Genomic DNA, 23,623 nt, shown 5'->3' with positions numbered 1-23,623 from the left:
TTTTTTGGTAAATTACATAAAAATCTTCATAGACTCTTTTTTTCATATTCAAAGTACACACTATAATAAAACTCATTATTAATGCATATGCTATAGGAAATACAGTCCTTCCTATAAAAAGCTATCCCTTACTTGATAATATCTTATATCATAAACATTTGGGCTCTCGCTTAAATTACAATTGTTTTATTAGCTTTATTAATCATCTTAGCTGGTAATTCTTTTTCAAGCTTCCAAACAAAGCTTATTGGTTTATTTCCACTATGACTAACATATTCACATAAACCTAAATAAGTAAATGGAGATGTGATTCCATCTTTTTCTTTACTTTCTCTAACAAATAAAGCAATTTTACTATTTAAAGCTTTATGATTTATATACCTATTTCCTGTAGTACTTTCTACAGATGTTGTACTTTGACTTTGCCAATGAAATAAACTTTCATTAATTGCATAATCTTCGTAAAGGGTTGATGGTGAGAAATCTTTATCGCTTTTATTTAACGTAATAAAGAATATATCCAAAGATTTATCTGCAAAATATTTGACACCTTCTCTAAATGCTGGCTTTTTATTTTCATTAAAATATCCTAGTGCTGCCATAATCACATCTCTTGAATATTCGCAATGCAAATCTAAAGGACAAGGAAATCCAAGTTCAACTTTTTCATCTATGAAATCAATGTTATTGTAATTAAAACGTAATATGCTTATGATTTCCTGAGCCATATTTTCATTTTTTAATAGACTTTCGATTCCTTCTCTTATGGAGCTAAATCCTTGCTTTTGTGGGGTATCATTATAAAATGTATAATAAATCATATTTACCATAAGCATTTCTTCTTCATCAAAGTCATTATTATAAATATTATTATCTTTAAGAAGATTCAATGTAAACTCAATAAATCTTCTTGAATTAATACTAAATAAATTTTTAAGCTTTTTAGTTATTTCCTTTTCTTGCTCTTCATTAAAATCTTCTTTTAATCCTGATAATACAAGCATTCTGCGAAAGCTTCTATCACCTGATTTTCCATAAAAATCGACTAAAGATAAATGATAATAATTTAAAAAGTTTTCTAAATTAAGTTCAATGTCAGTTTCTAAATTAAAATTCTTCAATTTAACAATTAGATTTTGTTTATTATTTGCACAAGATTTTATGTTTCTTAAAATATATTCTTTTGCTTGTTTTTCTAACTGAATATAACAGCCTTTTGGTAAGGTTAAAAATCCATTTTCTATATATTCTTTAACACTATGATTAGTTTTGCCTACAAGTGCTCTGAATTTTTCTTCAAAATTATAACTCTTATGAGCCTGACCTACAAAGTCCAAAACTGTTAAGCATTCTTTACCTTCACTTAATCTCAATCCTCTTCCTAATTGCTGCAGGAATACTGTTAAGCTTTCAGTTGGTCTCAAGAATAAAACTGTATTAATTTCAGGTATATCTACACCTTCATTATATAAATCCACAACAAAAATAAATTTAATTTCACCATTTACTAATTTTCTTTTAGCATCATTTCTTTCACTTTCATTGCTATTACCATGGAGTGCTATTGATGGAATATTATTTTCACTAAAGCTTTTTGCCATGAACTTGGCATGTTCAACACTTACACAAAATCCAAGACCAATTATTTCATTTAAATCTGTAACATAATTATTAATACTTTGAATTATTTGATTTACTCTAAGATCATTTCCTGTATAAAGATTACTTAATTCTGAAATATCATAGCCACGTCTTCCCCATTTAAGCTTAGATAAATCTATGGTATCAGTAACGACAAAATATTGAAATGGACTTAGAAGCTTTCTATTAATTGCTTCATTTAATCTTATTTCAGCACTAATACGGTCATCAAAATATTTGAAAATATCAGCACCGTCTGCTCTCTCTGGAGTTGCTGTTAAGCCTAGTAAAACTTTAGGATCATAATACTCTAATAATTTCTGATAAGATGGTGCTGCTGCATGGTGAAATTCATCTACAATAATAAAATCATAATAATCACTTGAAGTTGATTCATACAACTTTTTACTATTTAAGCTTTGCACGGAAACAAATAAATGATCTAAAGATTCAGGAACATTATTTCCAACCATTAAATCTCCAAAATTGTTATCCTTAAGTATAGCTCTAAAAGTATCACGGCTTTGCTTTAATATTTCTTCTCTATGAGCAACAAATAATAATTTATTTACACTTGTCTTATTTTCCTTACAAAAATCTTTATAATCAAAAGCTGAAATTACAGTCTTTCCAACACCAGTAGCTGCAATTATTAAATTTTTATGTTTGTTAAATATCTTTCTTTCAACCTTTAGCTTCTCTAATATTTCTTTTTGATATGAATAAGGTTTTATATCAAAAGTAAAATTAAACTGTGGTTCATCATTATATTTTTCTTTTCTAAGAGATCTAGCCAATGTTTCTTTGTCACTATCAGTTCCTATGTAGTTTATAAATTCATTATCATTCCAATAGCTTTCAAAAGTGGCTTCAAATTTCTTAATTATATCAAAGGAATCTTTTTCACTCACTTTTATGTTCCATTCAAGTCCAGAAGTTAATGCAGCATTTGAAAGATTTGATGACCCTATATAAGCAGTAGTAAAGCCTGTCTCCCTTTTAAACATATAAGCTTTAGCATGAAGCCTTGTTCTTTCTGTATCATATGATATTTTAATTTCTGTATTCTTTAGTTTGCTTAATTCATAAATAGCTTTAGCATCAGTTGCTCCCATATATGATGTTGTTATTATTCTTAACTTTTTATCATTGTTTGTTGCTTCTTTTAAACTATCAATAATGCATCTAAGTCCGCTCCATTTAACAAAAGATATAAGTAAATCAATTGAATCACAAGAAAGTATCTCTCTATTTAACTCACTAAGCATATTGGGCTCCATAATAGAACCAGTAAATAAGGAACTTTGAGAAATTGAAGTTATAGGTCTTACTGCTTTACCATTACTAATTGCCCTTTTATTATTTATCTTTAAATAAAGAGAGGTCAAAAGCTCTCCACTTTCATCAATCTTGTATTTTTTAACATCTTCCTCATTAGATTCCTTAGCCAAAATATTGATTATCTTATTGCATACTTCAATTTGCCTTAAAAGCTTATCATCATCATCTTTTTCTTTATCTCTAATATAATTTAATGATTTTCTTATTACAACTTCAATATATTGAGATAAAATAACTTTAGCTTCTTCCGTATCTATATTTTCTTTACTTATTAAAATGCTATTTATATCTATATTCTCTAATTCAGTTATTATTTCATTGTTAATGACTTGCTCATAAATTCCTTGCTTCAAAGTACCACTACCTTTTATGATATTATAATTATTGACTAACATATTTATAATTATATCATAGAAAATGTTTATACTATTTATGAACTATTCTTAATAATCATTATTTTTACATATAAACGACCATTTCTATTTTCACTTGCCATGTTTATCCCTACTCAAAATATTCTTTTAATGAGTTTATTTATAATTATTTTAATTTAAAAATTAAATCTTATTAAATAATCATAGTTCTTTTAAGGTCCTCTCGCTCTAAATACTCAAAAGTAATATTAGCTTCATCTATACCATTATATATTTCAATATATCCTGTTTCTGTATGAATACCTATTCCTATTAAATTCTTATAATAATTTATTTTATTAATTTTATTCTCATTATCTTTTGTATATATAGTTTCCAATTTTCTATGAAATTCTATAATGTCTATTTTTATGATTTTAGAGTTAATTAATTTTCTGAAAGAATCTTTTTTATTTCCCCACTTAACTTCATCAATAAAGTAATCATTTTCAAGATTATAATCCCATTTTAATACTAATTTTTCTAAGTCATATACCTCAACTAATAAACTAGTATCTTCAATAATAAATATTATTGGCTGACTCCAACTTGTAAATTCCTCATCACTATATGCTATTATATCAGTTATTTTTCTTCCAATTATTGATTTAAGTTTAATTTCCTGTTCTTTAAGCAGATCTTCTATTTCTTCATAACATACATTGCCATACAGATCCTTCATAATATGATGGCCTCCTATTAAAATTTATTATTCACTGGTTATATACTACTGTTCATTTGAAAATTTTTAGTTGAAATAACTATTAACACCTATCCAAAAATCTTTCTATTTCATTTAACTGTACTAATTTACCATTAATTCTAATAACTTTCCCATTAATAATTTCTATAGAATTATCATTTACAACATATGTTTAGGTATAAAAAAAATCTTTCAAATATTTTGATCTTGAGTGATGTCTAAGCTTTCTTAATGCTTTCACTTCAATTTGTCTTATTCTCTCTCTTGTAAGATGAAATATTTCTCCAACTTGTTCTAATGTTCTATCTATATTATCGTCTATTCCAAATCTTAGCCTTATAATTGCTTCTTCTCTAGGTTTCAATGTACCTAAAATATTATCTATCTTTTCTCTGCAATCTATCTTAATCACTTCATCAAATACATCTACTCCAATATCTACGATTAAATTTTTTAAGTCTGTATCCCTATCTTCTCCTATCGGTACATCTAAATGTACCATTTTCTCTATAAATAAACTATATACTGTTTTTATTTCATTATATTTTTCTAAAGATATCCTCGCTTCCTTACACACCAACCTTATATAATTATTACTATCTATGTTATAGTACTTATTTTCTAATTTCCTTATTTTTAGCATTAATTCTGATAAGTGAACTGGAATTCTAACAGTATTTCCCTTATCCATAATTTCTTTAAAAATAAATTGCTTTATCCATAAAGTTGCATATGTAGAAAATGCTGTTCCTTTTTCTGATTTAAACCTTTCTATCGCTTTTATTAATCCTAAATTTCCTACTTGAATTAAATCATCATAATCTATAGCCTTTCCATCAATATATTTTGAATATATATTGGCATATTTTCTTACAAGTTTTTGGTTATTCTGTACAAGTTCATTTAAAAATTTATTTTCTTTTGTTTTTTCATATTGCCCTAAAATGATTTTATTATCTTTATATTTATGAATACTTTCAAATTCTTCACATCTATTCTTATATTGATTTGATTCTTCTTCCGTATATAGATTATTAAAATTAATATCTAAATTCAATAGATCCTCAGGATCCATGTTAATCATTTCATAAACTGATAAGTTATTTTCATTATCATCTTTTATATACATATCTCTCTTATCATTTTGGGTGTTAGCAAAAGCATTATAGCTATTTCTATTTAATTTAATATCACACTGCTTTGAATTATCTATCTTATCGTTTAAATATGATTCTATTAAATTAATATCCACATTATGCCCAATTAATATTTCAATTTCATTCTTAATTTCATGCATATTAATTAAATTTCTACTAATATATTTATTTACTATTTTCTCAATTTTTTCTTCAATCTCTCTCATAAAATAATCCTCCACTTACTTATTATACCATAAAGTGATATAATTTGATGGAGGTGATATATTCAATGATAAATTATTTAAACTTAGTAAATGAAAAATTATTTTCTATAATTAACAATGAATTATTAAAACAACAAGACAAACCTCTTTTATTTGTACTAAAAGGTTTTGAGAATAGTACTTTAAAAGAGATAGAGGCATATAAAGTATTTAAACTTTCGTCAGAAATATCTATAAATAACATTTTTGATAATAAATTAAAATTAACTACAGAATTTTTTATGAATGTTCCGAGATATACAATTAATAAATACTTTTTGTGTAGTTTTGAGGAATTTATTATATTTAATGAGTCCTGTAATCTTGTGTTTAAACCTATAATTATTACTAATAATTTATATAAAAATTTATTTCCACTTAATTATAAAATCAAAAATCTTGATAAGATATTAGATTCTTTTGAACTCAATTCTAGCTCTCAAGAATTTGTAAATACACCTGAATATATTAACTTTAATTCTCTATATTCAAATTTAGTATGCATTGATGAACATTACTATATAACCTACAATTTCGATACTACCAATATTTCTAATATACCACTGTTTAATAATGTTGACTCAATCTTACCTATAGAAGTAAAAAGTATTTATGATAATAATGTATATGAACTTACTGATGATGAGACTTCTTATTTAAAACTTCTAAATAATATCTTAGACTTTAATAATAAGACTATTTATGTATCTTTATCTGGATCAATTGGAGAATATAGTATTTATCAAGAACAATTAGATGTACTTTCAAATATCTTTAAATTAGATAAAGAAATTATTCTATGCTCTCAAAGAAATATTAAAACAAATATTGATAAAATATCTGATTACTTAGATATTTTAAAAAGATATTGGGGATATACTTCTTTTAAAGATCTTAAAATGTATAAAAATATTTATGATGATACTAACTATAGAGCTACCATAGATATTTCCCAAGCTCAAATAATTAATGATATTATTACTCAATCAGAATTAGCTTTAAATTGTAAAGAAAATGAAGTAAACTTTAGAGATATATTTGTTACTTCTCCTACTGGTGCTGGTAAATCAATAATGTTCCAAATACCTGCAATATATTTAGCTGAAAAACATCAAGCTATGACGATAATTATATCTCCACTTATTGGTCTTATGGTAGATCAAGTTGAAGGTCTTCATAATAATAATATTCATTTTTCTGCTACTATAAATTCTGATATAACACCTGTTGAAAAGATGGCTATAAAACAAAAAATTCATGATGGTGAAATTTCTATTTTATATATAAGCCCTGAAACTCTCTTAAGCAGATCAGATATAACCGAGTTAATAGGGGAACGAAAAGTTGGATTATTTGTAATTGACGAAGCTCATATAGTAACAACTTGGGGAAAATCATTTCGAGCTGATTATTGGTATTTAGGAAATTATTTAGATAAACTTAGAAGCGGATCCAAATATAAAAAAGCCTACAAGTTCCCAATCAGCACTTTTACTGCTACAGCTATTTTAGGCGGCATTGAAGATATGTATAAAGAAACTAAAGATAGCTTAAATTTAATTAATCCAATCCCTCATTTCGGATATGTAAAACGTAAAGATATAGAAACAAAATTTAAATATGTTGCACTAAAAAAAGAAAAAGGTAGATCAAAGGAATATCTAGATTCTAAATTAAATATTACTTTAAGGCGTTTAGAACTATTTTGCAAAGCTAATCAAAAAACTTTAGTTTATTTTCCTACGGTTACGTTGATTTATGAGCTTGCTAATTTTATAGATCTTCATGGTTCTAATAAATTAAAAGCAAATATTTGTATTTATCATGGAAAATTAGACTCTCAAAATAAGAATTCTAATTATCTAAAATTTAAAAATAATGAAGGTTTAATTATGCTTGCAACAAAAGCGTTTGGGATGGGTATTGATATTCCAGATATATTAAATGTTTACCATTTTGCACCTACAGGTAATGTATGTGACTACATTCAAGAAATAGGACGTGCTGCTAGAAAACTTGATACTGGTTATGCCTATATTGATTATTTTTCTCAAGATGCTTCTCATGTAAATAGATTACATGGATTAAGTTCCATTAGAAAAAATCAATTAATCCAAATAACAGAGAAAATTCTTAATTTATATAAAGCAAATAAATATAACAGAAGAATGCTTGTAAGTTGTGAAGAATTCAAACATATTTTTCCAAATTCATTAGATGATGATGACTCTGGATTAAATAATAAAGTAAAAAGTTGTCTTATGATTTTACAAAAGGACTTTATACTAAAATTAGGCTACTCTCCTATAATGGTTAAACCACGAAGTTTATTCACTAATGAATTTTTCATAGTTCCATATGTTGATGAAGAATATTTAATAAAAAGATATGGCAATTATCTAAAACTAACTGATACTAATAACAATTTTTCTAAAATTGGCAATGTATATACTTTGGATATGAAATCATTGTGGGAAAATACAAATAATAATATATCATTTCCTTCTTTTAAATATAAATTTTATACTGACAAATCTGAACTTAAACTTTCAAGTTTAGATTCTTTAACACCTGTAGTAATGATTGATCTTGCTATTAAAACACAAACGGTTAATGAATTTCACTATACTTATGATAATATAATAGACTGTTTTAAAAAAATTTTTGGTAAATATTCACTAAGCAAAAAATTTATGAATATAGATGAGCTTACTATTGAACTTCAAACACTAATAAAAAAAGATAAATATTTTTGCGAATCAATTATTACTACTGTAATTAATAGTATGATATACCATCAAAAAAATTCTAGGTATAATACTAATTTTGCAAGTAAAAAATACCTAACTTTTTATGAATCTAGAAATGCGTATAAAATTAACAATACATATGATGAATTTTTTACATGGTTTAATAATAAAGTTAATAATATTTTTACTAATAGTATTAATAAATCACAACAGGAATTTAAAACCTATACAATGAAAAATCCAACAAATAAATCTTTACTTGATGATTTATTTGTTACTCTTGGGCTATTAGAAACTTTTGGATTAATTGTGTATGAAATCAATGGTGGTGGTACCCCTGAAATTTATATACATCTAAATTCAGAATATCAATTAAAACAAATTATTTCTAATGCCGATACTTATAGCAATAAAATTTTATCCAATGTATATTTGAGGCACAAAATATCTGTTAAACTCTTAGAGAATATATTTACCAATAATATTGATTCAGATGAATTTTGGAATACTATTGAAGAATATTTTCTAGGACGATACGATGTAAGCAATCTTCTTAATTAGTTTTAAAAACTTAGACTAAGTGTATAACCTTTTACCTTGAAATATAAACAAAACCTCGAGTTTTCGAGGTTTTGTTTATATTTATTATCTTACGTTATATTTTATTGCTTACATAATATTTCTTTCAATAATTCCAAAGCACTTTCCTCATCTTCTGAGTTTGTTCCAAGTTTCCCTCTAAAAGCCTTTGCTAAAATTGATTTCTTTATTAAATCAATTTGTTCTTCTAATTGAGTAATTTCTTCTATTTTAGATTCTTCTTTTAAAAGTTTATCTAATATTTTCACTAGTTCATTTTGTTCCTTAAGAGGAATAATCGGAACTGGAAGATTCAGAACTGTTTTCTGATTAATTTTAGGCATATTACCTGCAGTACCTGTTGCATTATTTATAAAATACCATCTACCATATCTTGAATTTATCCAATACCATAACAATTTTGAATGGTATATTTGCTCATTCACTCTGAATTTCATTATTAAATCTGGATATATAAACAAATCATCCTCCATATCATAAATAGCTGATATTCCAACATAATCCAAAGAATTTGCTCTCTGAATTAAAAAATCTCCTTTTTTTAGCCAAAGATAAGAATCTTTTTCTATTTCTTCATCAATATACTTAAATTCATTAGGATTAAAGTATCCCCTTGTTGTAGCACCTAGTTTTAACGTTTTTGTATTAGTTTCATACTCAACAGCTTTTGGTGAATAACCGTTTCTTGGCTTTTCATTTATAATTTTTTCTAAATTCGAAAGTTTATATCTTGATTTAAATATTTTAAAATCAATTTCCATACCTTCTAATTGTATTTCTATATCTTTAGTAATTGAATTTTCCGTTAAATCACCCCTAAACGCCTTCTCCAAAACAGCACTTTTCCTCTTCTCAAAGCCCTCTCTAGCCTCTTCTATTAATTCCTTAGCCTTATCTAACTTTTCAAAAAGACTTTCTATTCTATCAACAATTCGTTGTTGCTCTTTTAGTGGTGGAATGGGAAATGGTATTTCTGACAAGTTCTTTTGATTTAAGCTAACTTGGTTAACTGCCCTATTAATCCTATCTACTACTTCATCTTTATAATCATATCCTCTAGTGTAAAGGTGAAAAAACTTTGGTATTACTAAATTCCGATTAACCCTTATCCTTAATAAATTCATTCCATGTACTAATGGTAATAATGTTTTCTCTATCAAAGCAGTTTTTCCAACGTGTTCCAAGCTGTTTATATGACTTAACGCTATATCTCCTTCTTCATAATAGTCTTTCTCTTTTAACTTTTCTACTTGGATAATTGTTCCCAATCTATTTATATCAATAGTATTATTTTGCAATGACTCTATCCTAGTTACTTTTATCCCTGTATCATCTTTATTCTGTTTAATTGTAGTTCCATTCTTAATTTCAATTGACACATTTCCAATATTACTCCACACCCAATTCCCCGGCACCTCATAAGGCCCATCCTTAATAATAGCCTCATTCAGCTTTTCTTCCAATGTCATATTCTTCTTAGCCATTACTATTCCTCACTTGTATTTCCATTTTATCTAAATCTATTACTGCATTTATCTCTTTTAAGAAATCCATTCCTATAATTCCATTAATGTCAAAGCCGTAATCCATAACACCGATCTCCACCTTAAAATTTTCAACCTTAATATCTCCAATAACTAATTTATCCATGTTCTTCTTATAGACAAATTCTATTCCACCAACACCTTCAATAGTTTCAATAGTGTCATCTTCTTCAATTACTACACCTATTTCCTCTACTTTATCCATTTTTAATAAAGTTCCACCTGATCCTGTATCCACCAATACATTATCAAGTTTCATTTCTTTATTATTATATACCAATGAAATAGAACAAAATGGCAATCCATATCTATATTTTAATTTAACCATTATGTCTTACTCCAATCCATGCTCTTTCTTCTATATGTAAATCTTCATGTTTAGTATGATATACATACATTTCCTTAGTTTTATCCTTTTTATGTCTCTCTGCATATTCTCTCAAAGCAGTTTTTCCATCACTAAAATAATTAATTACAGATAACTCATCAACAATCCTATTCCCATTCTCAGAATGCGATTCTAATGCTTCAAATAATATCCAAGTATTTTTGTATATTTCTCTTACTTCATTCCATTTCATACTTAATACCCTCCTATTATTGTAATGACTTTAATTCTTTAATAACGCACATAAGTAAATCAGTTGCCTCTTCTAGTTTTGCTACTGCTTCTTCTGCACTTTCTATTGGATCTGGTAGGTCTTCGTAATCTAAGATTGAATCATCTTTTATAAGTCCTAAATCTAAATTATTATTCTTTTCTTTAATTTCTTCTCTAGTGAATTTATTCCATCTTTCATCTTGAACTTCTTCTCTATTTTCAGCTGTATATGCCTTTACAAAATCATCAAAATGTGATTCTTTTAATTGATTTGTCTTGCCAAAGTTTTGCATGTTTGTTCTTAAATCATAGAACCACACTTCTTTTGTATTATCTTTATCACTAGTACCTCTTGTAAAGAACAACACATTAGTTTTAACTCCTTGAGCATAGAAGATACCTGTTGGAAGTCTTAATATTGTATGTAAATTACATTTATCCATTAAGTCTTCTCTTATCTTTGTTCCATCGCCTTCTTGGAATAAAACATTATCAGGCAGAACTACTGCTGCTCTTGCATTTCCATCTGCTTTTAAACTTCTATATATATGTTGCAAAAAGTTTAATTGTTTATTTGATGTCATGTAAGTTAAGTCATCTCTTGTAGCTCTTTCACCGCCTTTTTTAGTTCCAAATGGAGGGTTTGAAAGTACTACATCTAGATCTTTCATCTTTTTACCTTCATTAGTTAATGTATCTCCAAGGATTATGTTTCCTTCTATATCATGAAGCATAGCATTCATAAGTGCTAATCTATGAGTTTCATGAACTAATTCACAGCCTGAAAATGCTTTAGTTCTTTGAAATTCCTGCATATCTGTATCTAAATCGAAGTAATTATCATATTTTTGTTTTAAATAATGATCTGCTCCAATCATAAATCCAAAAGTTCCTGCTGCTGGGTCATTACATTTTTCACCTGGTTTTGGATCTATTAATTTAACCATAACATCTATTAATACTCTTGGTGTAAAGTATTGTCCTGCACCTGATTTCTTTTCTGAGGCATTCTTTTCTAACAATCCTTCATAAAGATTACCTAGACCTTCTTCTTTAGCAGAATACCAGTCTAATCCATCTATAGTTGTTATTATTTTCTCTAAATTCTTTGGTTCATCTATATTAGTCGCTGAACCTTGGTATATTTGCTGTACTGCTCCTGTACTTCTTTCTCCTAAATGATTTAATAATTCTTTATAGAATGTCTTAAGCTCTATTCCGCTTTTAGCTTTTAAATCATCCCATCTATATCCTTCAGGAATTTTTTCTTCAGATCCTGTTTCTTTTGCCATTTTTAAGAAAAGGATATAAGTTAATTCTGTTACATATTGATGATAAGTTATCCCATCATCTCTTAGTACATTACAAAGATTCCAAAGTTTACTTACTATTTCTTGTGTATTCATATCTAGCTAATCCCCTTATCTTCAAACATATATGTTTTTAGTTTATTAATTATCTCTTCTAAGTTACCATTAAACATCTTTTCATTTAATCTGTCAAACCCACCACTTTGAGTTTTAAAGCTTCCGTTATCTAAGGTTTCTTTATTTATAACCACTTCTTTTAACATTACTTTTTCTATTTTACTTAACCAATTTTCTTGAGGTTTTGTGAAATAATACTCTTTCTTTATTTTAGCAACTGCTCTTTTAACTCTTTCCTCATTAGATTCTAACGGACTTCCAAGTGCTTGCTGCCTTATAAATGCAATTATATCCGCTACTATTTCTTCATTATTTAAGTCTTTCCATGCAGTCTTTAAATATTCTTCATTAAAACCTTTATTATCTAATATGGCTTTAAGTTGTTTTAAAGATTCTTTAGTTAAATCTTGTGGTCTTGTACACACTACTTCTAAAGCCTGAATAGTATTTTTATTTTCCTCAATATACTTTTTAAATTCATCTATATAATCTTCTGGCTTTTTGCCTTTACCATAACCTCTTGTATGTGATATTACCTTATCTTCTTTATCAGAAACTATTATTATTTCTTCATTAGTGTATTTTTCATCTAAATATTCAACCAAAGAATTATTTTGAATTATTTCTTTAGCAGCACTTTCAGCATCAAGTCCTCTTAATTCATTAATAAATTCTTCAGGTGTTTTATCATTGCAAAGACTCTTAAAAATTAATCTCTCATTATTATCTATTAATTTCTTTTTTCTTTGTAATTTTGCTATTACCTTATTAACTACTACTTCTTTTTCTTCGATGCTTTCTGCTCTTTCTAAAGTCTCCTTTAATATTCTAAAGCTTGCATTTGCATTAGATGCAACAGGCTTCATATTTGTCATATCTTTAAGTGCTTCATAAAGTCTAACACAATCATATATCTCAAAATGTGTTTTATTAATATCATCACATAATCTTGTCGCTCTACCTAACATTTGCTCATAAAGTATTCTTGATTTTACTCTTCTTAAAAAGACTATTTTATCAATCTTCGGTACATCTATCCCAGTGGATAATAAATCTACTGTAACTGCTATGTTAGGATATGTTTCATTTTTAAATTTCTTTATAGCAAGGTCTGGATCTTTTATGCTACCTGTTATTTTTAAAATAGAATTATCATCAACTCCACCTATGGTTTCTCTATAAATATCTTTTAATAATCTAACTATCATGTCCGCATGAGCATCACTTGCTGCAAATATTAAAGTTTTTCCCTTATCATTTTCAGGATCTATATATTGTGCAACTTCTTCAAGAGCTGCTCTTGTGTGTGCTTCAACAATTACTTTTTTATTAAATTGATCTATTTCAAAATCAACATTATCTTCAAGTTCTGCTCCATTAATAAGCTCACCAGTATATTTATTATATTTAGCCACTTTATCACCCTTATTGTAGTGAACTCCATCTCTGGTAAGCTCAGTTTCTATTAGATGAGGTGGTTCATGATCTACAAGATATCCATCTATAACAGCATCTCTGTAGCTATAGTTATATACAGGATTACCAAAGATCATTGTTGTATGAAGTGCTGGTGTTGCAGTAAGTGCTACTTTAAAAGCATCAAAATACTCTATAACCTTTTTATATTTACTTAAGAAATCTCTATCATCTCTCCACTCAACCTCAGTATCAGTCATTTCTTTATCTAAAGTATAACCTCGGTGAGCTTCATCAACTATGATGCAGTCATAATCTCCAACAGAAGGCACATTATTTTCATCTTCATTGTACATTATCCTCTTAACCATAGCTTGTACTGTTGCTATATGAATTTTAGTTTCTTTATCAATTAGCTTTTCATCAAGACCATTAATATTGTAAATTTGATTTAAAGTCTTTAAGTCTTCTATTTTAACTTCTTTAAATGTATCAAAAGCTTGGCCCCCTAAAGATGTTCTGTCAACTAAAAATAAAATTCTTTTATATCTATTAGTCTTGATTAATCTATATATAAGACCGAGTACAGTTCTTGTTTTTCCTGTTCCTGTAGCCATAGTTATTAAAGCTGATTTTTCTTTTCCATCCGTAATAACTTTTTCTACTGCTTTTATTGCTTCAACTTGATACTCTCTAAGTCCTATACTGTTTTCAGATTTCAAAAATTCAAAACTTAATTCATCCAAACTTTTATTTGCCTCTTCAATATTTTCCTCAAGCATAACTTCAAGCTTTTCTGGCGAATACCATCCTTGAAGAACTTTATCATTATTTCTTGAATTTCTGCAATCTAAGAAATGAACACCACTTTTATCTTCAATTTCTTTTATATATTTCCTTCCATTAGTTGTAAATAAAAATGGTACTTTATAATCATTCCATTGTGAAATAACATAAGATTCATGTTCTTCCTTTACTCCAACAGCATAGTTTTTAGCTTCAACCATAGTTCCAGCTACATCTTTAGAATACTTTTTAGCTTCTACAAATCCAACTAATTTTTCTCCAATAAATAATGCATAGTCAACTTTACCATTACCTTTTTCCAATGAATAAGTAGGCCATTCAGCTATTGCTAAATTTCTTCCTTTTTGAGGTATTGTCCCCTTTGAGTATCTAATATTAATTGTATCAGCTTCCCATCCTGCTGTTTTTAATTGATCATCTATAATTCTTCTTGTTTCAGCTTCACTAAGCTCAATTCGTCTGCTCGCCTTTTTACCTTGCTCTTTACGCTTTTCTAACTCCTCTTTATCCTTTTCTTGAGATTTTAAAGCATTAAGTACTTGTTCTAAAGCTTTATACTTTTCTTCATATTCTCTAGATATATCATTAATATTTTCTCCATATGCATTTTCTTCTTCATCAGGCATTTTAAATGCTTCTGGCTCAAAACTCCATTCTCCATAAGTTTGCATAAACCAAACTGCTAATTTAAATGTTAATTCTAATTGAATTTTTGCTTTTTCAACATCTTCATACCCATTATGAGCTGCATCATTTCTTTTCACTCTAAGCATATGAAGTATATTATCAATATCCTCAGGAAGTAAATCTTCCTTTTTTAATAACTTAATTCTGTTATTATGACTATTATCATGAGCTATTAATGTAGAGTCTATGTCCTCCATTGAAAACATATATTGAACTACAATTTCCCCAAACATGCCACATTTAATAAATGTAGTGTTTGAATCTATATATAAATTTCTTTCAGCCAGCCTTCCTAAGTTTTCTAGAATGGGCCATTTTTCTTTTAAAAATGAAAAATTACTCATAAATTCACCCTTTACAATATATTTCATAAATTTCAATTATCATACTTCATATTCTAATTAATTACATTTTACCATAAAAGGAAGAGTTTATTCTATTCAAAATTCACTTTTACTAAATTAGTTTTGCAATATAATCTTTTTTAATGTTATCATAAATAATAAAGTTAAATTACTTATCTTGATATAATAATTAATTCAATCGAGTAGGAGGTAGACAATTATTTTGTCTACCGACCTCTCACACCACCAGTACGTACCGTTCGGTCAATGTCGTCAACTTAAGAAAATATAGAAAATTTAATAAAAAACACTTGACAATAGGTAAAAAAATGCAGCCTCGCTATAGATATTAAATTTATAGCGAGGTTTGATTTTATGAAAAATATTAAATTACTATCACAAATTTTAAAACGAACAAATAAATTAATTGTTTCAGATGAATATAAGCAGTCATATAGTTTAGGAAATTCTTTTTCAAGGAAAAGAAAACTATCGTTTTCTAATGTAGTTTATTTAATTTGTTCTGTATTACGAAAGTCTATACCTTTAGAAATAGATAATTTTATTGAAAATCATACATGTTTAAACTTTCCTAATATATCAAAGCAAGCATTTTCTAAAGCAAGACAAAATATTTCACCTGAAGCCTTTAAAGAACTATGTAGATTATTTGTTGATTCTTTTTATAATTCAAAAAAGAAATTGAATAAATGGCATGGATTTAATATTCTTGCAGTTGATGGAACATCTATACAAGTTCCTGATACTATTGAATGTGGTAAATACTTTGGAGTAAGTAAAAATCAAAATAAAACTCAAACAGCAGTTGCGACGGCATCAGCCTTATATGATATATTAAATGATATTATAATTGATGCTTCAATAACTAAATTTAAAACTAGTGAAAGAGAATTAGCAAAACAACATCTAGATCAAATCAACAATGAAAAATTATCAAAAAACAGTATTGTAATATTTGATAGAGGATACCCTTCTTATGAGATGTTTGACTATTTAGATACTAAAAATATGCTTTTCTTAATGAGAGTACCATCATCATTTAAAACAGTACAAAATATTGATTCCAATGATTGTATTTTGGAATATAAAATAAAGAGAAAATACAGAAAATTGCGTGTTATAAAAATAGAGCTTTCAAACAACATTACAGAAATATTAGTCACTAATATTTTTGATGAAAACATTAAATATGATGAATTTAAAGAGTTGTATTTCCTTAGATGGGGAGTCGAAAGTAAATACAAAGAGTTAAAAAGTAGTATTCAGATAGAAGAATTTTCGGGAACAAAACCAATTTCTATAGAACAAGACTTTTTTGTTTCTATTTATTTATCAATGGTTGTAGCTCTTATAAAAGATGAGGCCGATGCTGCGATAGCAGATGAAATTAAAGATAAGAATTTAAAATCAATGTATCAAGCAAATCGAAATTTTATACTTGGGCAAGTTTTTAATAGAATTATTAATTTATTAGTTAATGCTAAATTAACAAGAAAAATTTTAGAAATAATATTAGAAAAATCTAAAAAAATTCGCTCACAAATACGTCCCAATCGTTCTCGTGAGCGAAAAAACAAACATCCAAGGAAAAAGCATCATCACAATAAAAAATCATGCATTTAAATTACAAATAATTGCATATTTCAAAATTCACTTTAACCAGTGGATTTATTTAGTGTACCATTTTTTAGAAGAAATTTAAATATATCATCTAAAAATAATCGTGATTTATATTTACAAATTACTTAAGTTGACGACATTGTTCGTTCGCTGGGTAAGCGATTCACACCAAATCAAAGATTTGGGTTCTCTGCTTATGCGTAGTATTGTATTGAAAATTTGAGTTATTAAATTCTTAGACAGAGGTTGTTCCAAAATTGTTTGTCCAACACTTGTTGTTGGAGCAAACTGTTTTGGGCAAACCTCTTTCATTAGAATTTTGGGCTGAAATATTTACGCAATTGAGCATATCATATATTGAATTTCGGTTGTTATCCACTAAACCATGATTCTACGTCCTTTATTTATATTGCCCAACATCTACTTTTGCTAATTTAATAAATTTTTAATATTAAAACCGATTTATTTATTATAATTTATACTGTAAAATATAATATTATAGAAAGGAGTTATTATATGAAAATCGAAATTGACAAAAAACTTATAAAATATGGAATTTATGTTGCTGTTACTTCTATTTCAATATATATTGCATATTTAATCATCTCAAATATTGGAGATATCTTCGGCAAGTCCTTAGATATTTTAAGAAATATATATAAGTTAATAAAGCCGTTGTTTTTTGCATTCATAATAGCGTATTTATTATTTCCAATAACGAAGGCTATAGAAAATTTTCTTAAAAATAATACAATTTTTCAAGTAAAAAAAGAATCATCTCGAAGAATTTTAGCTATACTGTTTTCTTACCTTTCGGTTATTGGGATAATACTTGGGCTGCTTTGTGGAATCTACTTTATGATTGGAGGACAGATTTCAAATAATATAACTATCTCTAATATTGTTGATGAAATTTCTCTGTACCTAAACTCAAATTTATTTAATAGTACATCAATAAGTGATACAATAAAAAATTTAAATATTCCATTTATTAATGAAATAGAACCTTATATTTTAGAAGCCCTTCAATATGTACAAAAATATATTACTAGCAATTTAGGTAATTTTACTTCATACATATTAAGCATAGGAAGTGGAATAGCTACATTCTTTATTTCATTAATATTAAGTATTTATGTATTAAAGGATTCAGAATATTTTATCAATCTTTGGAAAAAACTATACAACTTAGTTTTCAGAAAAAGCAAGCTTGGTTATGATATTGGTTATGTTTTTAAAACAGTTAATGAAACTTTTTCCAAATTTATCAAAGGTCAATTATTAGAAGCATTCTTTGTTGGAGTTTTATCTGCAATTGCACTAACAATTGTTGGAATTGATTATGCTTTTATAATAGGTGTAATAGCTGGAATATGTAATATGATTCCTTATGTAGGACCAATTGTTGGTACTATACTTGCTGCCATAATGGGTTTATTAAGTGGAAATCCATTAAAAATTCTTTATGCAATAATTTCTATGCTTGTTGTTCAACAAATAGATAACAATCTTCTTGCACCTAAAATAGTTGGCGACAGTGTTGGTCTTCATCCAGTTTTCACAATGATGGCAATCCTTATTGGTGGAAATATAGGTGGTTTATTTGGAATGCTTTTATCTGTTCCTATAGCCGCATCATTTAGAGTTTTATTTAATAATTGGTATGACTCATACATAAAAACACATGAAAAATTAAAGTCATAACCTAAATAAGTTGCAAAAACAACTTTCAATAAAAAATTATCAATGATGAATAAGGATAGCATTGTATCAAAATTTGAGTAAAAGTTCTTAAACAGAGGCTGTTCCAAAAACAACTTGCTTTTGAAGCAAATTGTTTTTGGAACAGCCTCTATCTTTAGAATTTTCACTCAAATTTTCCTACAATCGAGCTTATCCTATATTGAATTTAGGTTATTTTACTCTAAACTTAGTATGTCCCTTATTTAATTTATAAAGTGATTTTTACTTCCTGTCCATCAGCTGTTTCTACTTCTACAATCTTCATTCCTTTATATTCTCTAGAACTTCTTTTAACACATTTAATTGCTTCTATTATTAACACCTTTAATTCATCTGTTAGTTCTTTATTAGGTATATGCCTAATAATAAATCCACATAAAGATAAAGGAATAAGTATAGTAAATCTTATTTTATCTGCTTTTATTGAAACCTTCATAATAGTGCCTCTATTCTATAACTACCTTCACTATATCACCTTTATTAGAAGTTACATCAACAATCTCTCCCATTGCTTCATTATCAAGACAAGTTACTATTGTATTCATTAATTGTTCTATATCTACTCCATCCAATCCTTCTGTTTTAATTGGAAGTTTTCCTGTAACCTTAAGAACTTCTCTTATTATTTTGATAGGAAGCTGTACATTAACTTTATCACCTTCTGCACTTAATACTTTTATTCTTAAAAATTTGTCTTCATAATTCTTATTTTCACTGATTACAATTTGTGCATCACTATCATTTGTTCTATTTGAATTATTTAGTGCATCAATAAGGTCTTTTGCCTTATCAGCAGTTATTTTCCCTTCCTCAACCATCTTTAAAACTCTCAAAACTTCTTCATTCATAATAATATCCTCCATTTTTTATAATTTATTTTGATATTTTTTGCCCTAATATATTTTTTAAAATTGTGTTTTCTTATTCTTTTAATTTATTAATTGCTTCATCTGGAGATATTTCACCCTTTTCAAGTGCATCCAATATATTATTATTATCTTGTCTTAATCTAGGCTCTTTCATCTCTTTTACTGGATATCCTAATGCTGCAATAACTTCATCTAGCTTTGATCTAACAGTTGGATATGATATTCCGAGCTCTCTTTCTACTTCCTTTATACTTCCCCTGCATTTTATAAAAGTTTCTATAAAATAAAGCTGTTCTTTATTTAAATAATCAAATTTAGATAACTTGAATTCATTTTCTATAACAGTATTACAACTATTACATCTTAATTTAGTTGCCACAAGCTTCTTAGCACATATTGGACATCTACTTATTATCTCATGCATTAAATCATCTCCATTCCTTAATAATAATTTATCACTATTTATAAAATTTGTAAATAGACAATATTAATTTTTTTAATATTTCCATTAATTTTATTTATTTATAAACTTATAAAATCAAAAATATTAATTTATATTTTAATTTTTTTAATAAATATAATTTCCTAAAGAATAAAAAAGACAGCCTCCCTTAAGTAGACTGTCTTTAATCTATAACTATTTCTTTTTAGATTTTTTAGTTTCTTCTTTTTTTATATCATAAGCATTTATATACATTTCTTTAAGCTCACTCATAAGTGGATATCTTGGGTTAGCTCCAGTACATTGATCATCAAATGCCTGTTCTACCATTTCATCTAAGCTTGCATAGAATTTATCTTCAGATACACCAGCTTCTTTAATTGTTTTTGGCATATTTACTTTTACTTGTAATTCTTCTACAGCTCTAATTAATAATTGAACTTTTTCTTCTGTAGTATTTCCACCAAGTCCTAAATAATCAGCAATCTTAGCATATCTGCCTGCTGCACTTGGATATTTATATTGAGCAAATGCTGCCTGCTTAGTTGGAGCATCTGTAGCATTAAACTTAATTACTTCATTTAATAATAATGAGTTTGCCATACCATGTGGTAAGTGATGGAATGCACCTAGCTTATGAGCCATTGAGTGGCAAATTCCAAGGAAAGCATTTGAGAATGCCATACCAGCGATACATGATGCATGCGCCATTTTTTCTCTTGATTTAACATTAGTTGTTCCTTCACTATATGCAAGTGGTAAATATTTAAATACTAATCTTATTGCTTCAAGCGCCATACCATTTGTATATTCAGATGCCATTATTGAAACATAAGCTTCCATAGCATGAACTAATACATCTATACCAGCACAAGCTGTTAACCCCTTTGGTGAGCTCATCATAAGTTCAGCATCAACTATAGCCATATCTGGTGTTAAAGCGTAGTCAGCAAGTGGATATTTTATTCCTGTTTCTTCATCTGTTATAACTGCAAATGGAGTAACTTCTGAACCAGTTCCTGCTGATGTAGCAATTGAAACCATCATAGCTTTAACGCCCATTTCAGGGAATTTATATACTCTCTTTCTTATATCCATGAATCTCATAGCTAAATCTTCAAATCTAACTTCTGGATGTTCATACATAACATGCATTATCTTAGCAGCATCCATAGCTGATCCACCACCAAGAGCTATTATTGTATCTGGTTCAAAGCTTAACATTTCCTTAGCTCCAGCTTTTGCACATCTTAAAGTTGGATCTGGTTCAACATCACAGAATATTCTATATTGTATTTTGTTTGCATCTAAAATTTCTGTAATTTTATTAGTGTATCCAAGTTCGAACAATACCTTATCTGTTACTATGAATGCCTTTTTATTACCCATATCACTTAATTCATTTAAAGCAATTGGTAAACATCCATATTTAAAATAAGTTTTTTCAGGAACTCTAAACCAAAGCATATTTTCTCTCCTCTTAGCTATAGTTTTTACATTTATTAAATGCTTAGGACCAACGTTTTCTGAAACTGAGTTTCCTCCCCATGATCCACATCCTAATGTTAAAGATGGTGCAAGTTTAAAGTTAAATAAATCACCTATAGCTCCTTGAGATGCTGGCATGTTTATTAATGTTCTTGCAGTTTTCATTCTAGCACCGAAGGCTGATATTCTATCTTTTGATTTTATTTCATCTGTGTAAAGTACTGATGTGTGACCCATTCCACCAAGAACTATTAATCTATCAGCCTTATCTAAAGCTTCTTCAAATGTTTTAACTTTGTACATTGCAAGTACTGGTGATAATTTTTCGTGTGAGAATGGTTCTTCAAGCTCTACTGAAGTAACTTCACCTACTAATACCTTAGAAGTTTCCGGCACATCTACACCTGCCATTTTAGCAATTTTATATGCAGATTGACCAACCATGTTGGCATTTAATCCACCTTTTTCATTTAAGATAATCTTTCTTACCTTATCTATTTCTTCACCTTTTAAGATATAAGCTCCTCTTTCACTTAATTCTTTCTTAACTTCATCATAAACTTCTTCTAATACAACAAGTGATTGTTCTGATGCGCAAATCACTCCATTATCAAAAGTTTTTGATAAAAGAATTGAGTTCACTGCCATTTTAATATGTGCAGTTTCATCTATTATCGCTGGAGTATTTCCTGCTCCAACCCCTAAAGCTGGTCTTCCTGATGAATAAGCTGCCTTAACCATTGCAGGGCCACCTGTAGCAAGTATTATATCTGACTCTCTCATAACATTTTGTGATAATTCTACTGATGGTTCATCAATCCATCCTATTATTCCTTCTGGAGCTCCAGCTTTAACTGCTGCATCTAAAACTATTTTAGCTGCTTCAATTGTAGCATTTTTAGCTCTTGGATGTGGTGATATAATTATTGCATTTCTTGTTTTAAGTGCAATTAACGTCTTAAATATTGCTGTTGAAGTTGGGTTTGTTGTTGGAACTATAGCTGCTATAACACCTATCGGCTCTGCAACTTTAGTAATACCATATGTGTGATCCTCTTCTAGAACTCCACAAGTTTTCATATCTTTATATTGGTTGTAAATATATTCAGCCGCAAAGTGGTTTTTTATAACCTTATCTTCAACTATACCCATTCCAGTTTCTTCTACTGCCATTTTAGCTAATTTAATTCTGTTATTATTAGCTGCCATAGCCGCTTGTCTAAATATTTCATCAACTTGTTCCTGAGTAAAGTTTGCGAATTCTTTTTGTGCTACTCTTAATGCTTCAATTCTTGCTGTCAATTCTTGTGGGTTTGTAACTTTCATTCCCATACCTCCTAGTAAATTCACTAAAAAATTTATCTTGTGATATTTTTAACACTTTTCACAAATCAATTCTAGTCTATTGTTTGTCTTTTGTCAAACAATTTTGAATTATTTTTAAATTTTATTTAATTATAGCTAAAATTTTTATGCATCCATCGATTATTTTGTCGTTAATAGTTCATCTGCCCAAATTTGTATTGTTATTTTTAATTCAAAAAAATGGAACTAAAATTCTATTATATTTATCTTTCTAAAATCCTTACTAACTGCTTTAATAATTAATCATATTATAACGTTACTTGCTAAAAATTATTCATAAGAAAAACTATATTAAAATAATTTTCTTATAAGCTTAGCTAGATTTTTTATATAAACATATAAAATTTCAATTCCATTTTAAATTATCTTTTTATTTTTTAAGTATATATTGTTTTAACC

The 23,623-nt window shown here is 27.5% G+C and carries 15 protein-coding genes; 3 read left to right on the top strand and 12 right to left on the bottom strand.

The genetic code is table 11. From position 1 onward, the window contains the following. Positions 1-170: 170 nt before the first annotated feature. The 3 genes from CNEONATNEC86_RS10055 to CNEONATNEC86_RS10045 all read right to left on the bottom strand — a co-directional run bounded on the left by CNEONATNEC86_RS10055 (position 171) and on the right by CNEONATNEC86_RS10045 (position 5,461). A complete protein-coding gene (locus CNEONATNEC86_RS10055) occupies positions 171-3,335 on the bottom strand; it encodes a DEAD/DEAH box helicase (RefSeq protein WP_159135925.1) in 3,165 nt (1,054 codons plus the stop codon). Between the two features lie 214 nt (positions 3,336-3,549). Beyond that, positions 3,550-4,077, bottom strand: a complete 528-nt coding sequence (locus CNEONATNEC86_RS10050) for a hypothetical protein (RefSeq protein ID WP_159135924.1) — start codon at positions 4,075-4,077, stop codon at positions 3,550-3,552. Between the two features lie 193 nt (positions 4,078-4,270). Then, positions 4,271-5,461, bottom strand: coding sequence for a sigma-70 family RNA polymerase sigma factor (locus CNEONATNEC86_RS10045; protein WP_159135923.1), 1,191 nt, complete (start codon positions 5,459-5,461; stop codon positions 4,271-4,273). Positions 5,462-5,526: 65 nt separating this feature from the next. Between CNEONATNEC86_RS10045 and CNEONATNEC86_RS10040 the strand changes: the two genes are divergently transcribed. Then, on the top strand, positions 5,527-8,811 hold the full coding sequence (locus CNEONATNEC86_RS10040) for a DEAD/DEAH box helicase (protein WP_159135922.1): 3,285 nt from the start codon (positions 5,527-5,529) through the stop codon (positions 8,809-8,811). Positions 8,812-8,912: 101 nt separating this feature from the next. Here the strand turns inward: CNEONATNEC86_RS10040 and CNEONATNEC86_RS10035 are convergent, their stop codons facing one another. Genes CNEONATNEC86_RS10035 through hsdR form a run of 5 tightly spaced genes read right to left on the bottom strand, consistent with a single transcriptional unit; the run spans position 8,913 to position 15,676 of the window. Further along, on the bottom strand, positions 8,913-10,334 hold the full coding sequence (locus tag CNEONATNEC86_RS10035; RefSeq protein WP_159135921.1) for a restriction endonuclease subunit S: 1,422 nt from the start codon (positions 10,332-10,334) through the stop codon (positions 8,913-8,915). Further along, positions 10,327-10,722, bottom strand: a complete 396-nt coding sequence (locus tag CNEONATNEC86_RS10030; protein WP_159135920.1) for a retropepsin-like aspartic protease — start codon at positions 10,720-10,722, stop codon at positions 10,327-10,329. The genes CNEONATNEC86_RS10035 and CNEONATNEC86_RS10030 overlap by 8 nt, the downstream gene beginning before the upstream one ends. Further along, on the bottom strand, positions 10,715-10,975 hold the full coding sequence (locus CNEONATNEC86_RS10025) for a hypothetical protein (RefSeq protein WP_159135919.1): 261 nt from the start codon (positions 10,973-10,975) through the stop codon (positions 10,715-10,717). Before CNEONATNEC86_RS10025 ends, CNEONATNEC86_RS10030 begins: the two co-directional genes overlap by 8 nt. A gap of 16 nt (positions 10,976-10,991) precedes the next feature. Further along, the gene (locus tag CNEONATNEC86_RS10020) at positions 10,992-12,401 is read right to left on the bottom strand and encodes a class I SAM-dependent DNA methyltransferase (protein WP_159135918.1); all 1,410 of its coding nucleotides are present in this window, start codon (positions 12,399-12,401) and stop codon (positions 10,992-10,994) included. 2 nt (positions 12,402-12,403) lie between these two features. After that, entirely contained in the window at positions 12,404-15,676 is a 3,273-nt protein-coding gene (gene hsdR / locus CNEONATNEC86_RS10015) for a type I restriction-modification system endonuclease (RefSeq protein ID WP_159135917.1), read from the bottom strand. A gap of 375 nt (positions 15,677-16,051) precedes the next feature. On the opposite strand from hsdR, the gene CNEONATNEC86_RS10010 reads away from it, so the two are divergent. Both CNEONATNEC86_RS10010 and CNEONATNEC86_RS10005 read left to right on the top strand, forming a co-directional pair. Further along, a complete protein-coding gene (locus CNEONATNEC86_RS10010; RefSeq protein ID WP_125147759.1) occupies positions 16,052-17,320 on the top strand; it encodes an IS4 family transposase in 1,269 nt (422 codons plus the stop codon). Positions 17,321-17,833: 513 nt separating this feature from the next. Continuing rightward, positions 17,834-19,021 (top strand): AI-2E family transporter, encoded by a 1,188-nt coding sequence (locus CNEONATNEC86_RS10005; RefSeq protein ID WP_125148122.1) that lies wholly within the window; start codon positions 17,834-17,836, stop codon positions 19,019-19,021. 247 nt (positions 19,022-19,268) lie between these two features. Here the strand turns inward: CNEONATNEC86_RS10005 and CNEONATNEC86_RS10000 are convergent, their stop codons facing one another. The 4 genes from CNEONATNEC86_RS10000 to adhE all read right to left on the bottom strand — a co-directional run bounded on the left by CNEONATNEC86_RS10000 (position 19,269) and on the right by adhE (position 23,185). Beyond that, complete coding sequence (locus CNEONATNEC86_RS10000) at positions 19,269-19,496, bottom strand: hypothetical protein (protein WP_125148121.1); 228 nt, start codon at positions 19,494-19,496, stop codon at positions 19,269-19,271. Between the two features lie 10 nt (positions 19,497-19,506). Next, positions 19,507-19,908, bottom strand: a complete 402-nt coding sequence (locus CNEONATNEC86_RS09995) for an SHOCT-like domain-containing protein (RefSeq protein ID WP_125148120.1) — start codon at positions 19,906-19,908, stop codon at positions 19,507-19,509. 73 nt (positions 19,909-19,981) lie between these two features. Further along, entirely contained in the window at positions 19,982-20,353 is a 372-nt protein-coding gene (locus CNEONATNEC86_RS09990; RefSeq protein WP_058295083.1) for a DUF2089 domain-containing protein, read from the bottom strand. 213 nt (positions 20,354-20,566) lie between these two features. Further along, positions 20,567-23,185, bottom strand: coding sequence for a bifunctional acetaldehyde-CoA/alcohol dehydrogenase (adhE, locus tag CNEONATNEC86_RS09985; protein ID WP_159135916.1), 2,619 nt, complete (start codon positions 23,183-23,185; stop codon positions 20,567-20,569). Positions 23,186-23,623 lie beyond the last annotated feature (438 nt).

The sequence above is a fragment of the Clostridium neonatale genome (assembly GCF_900465025.1).
In the GTDB taxonomy this organism is placed as follows: Bacteria; Bacillota; Clostridia; order Clostridiales; family Clostridiaceae; genus Clostridium; species Clostridium neonatale.
Note: the sequence above shows the minus strand (reverse complement) of the source record. Positions and strands in the feature narration are given on the sequence as shown.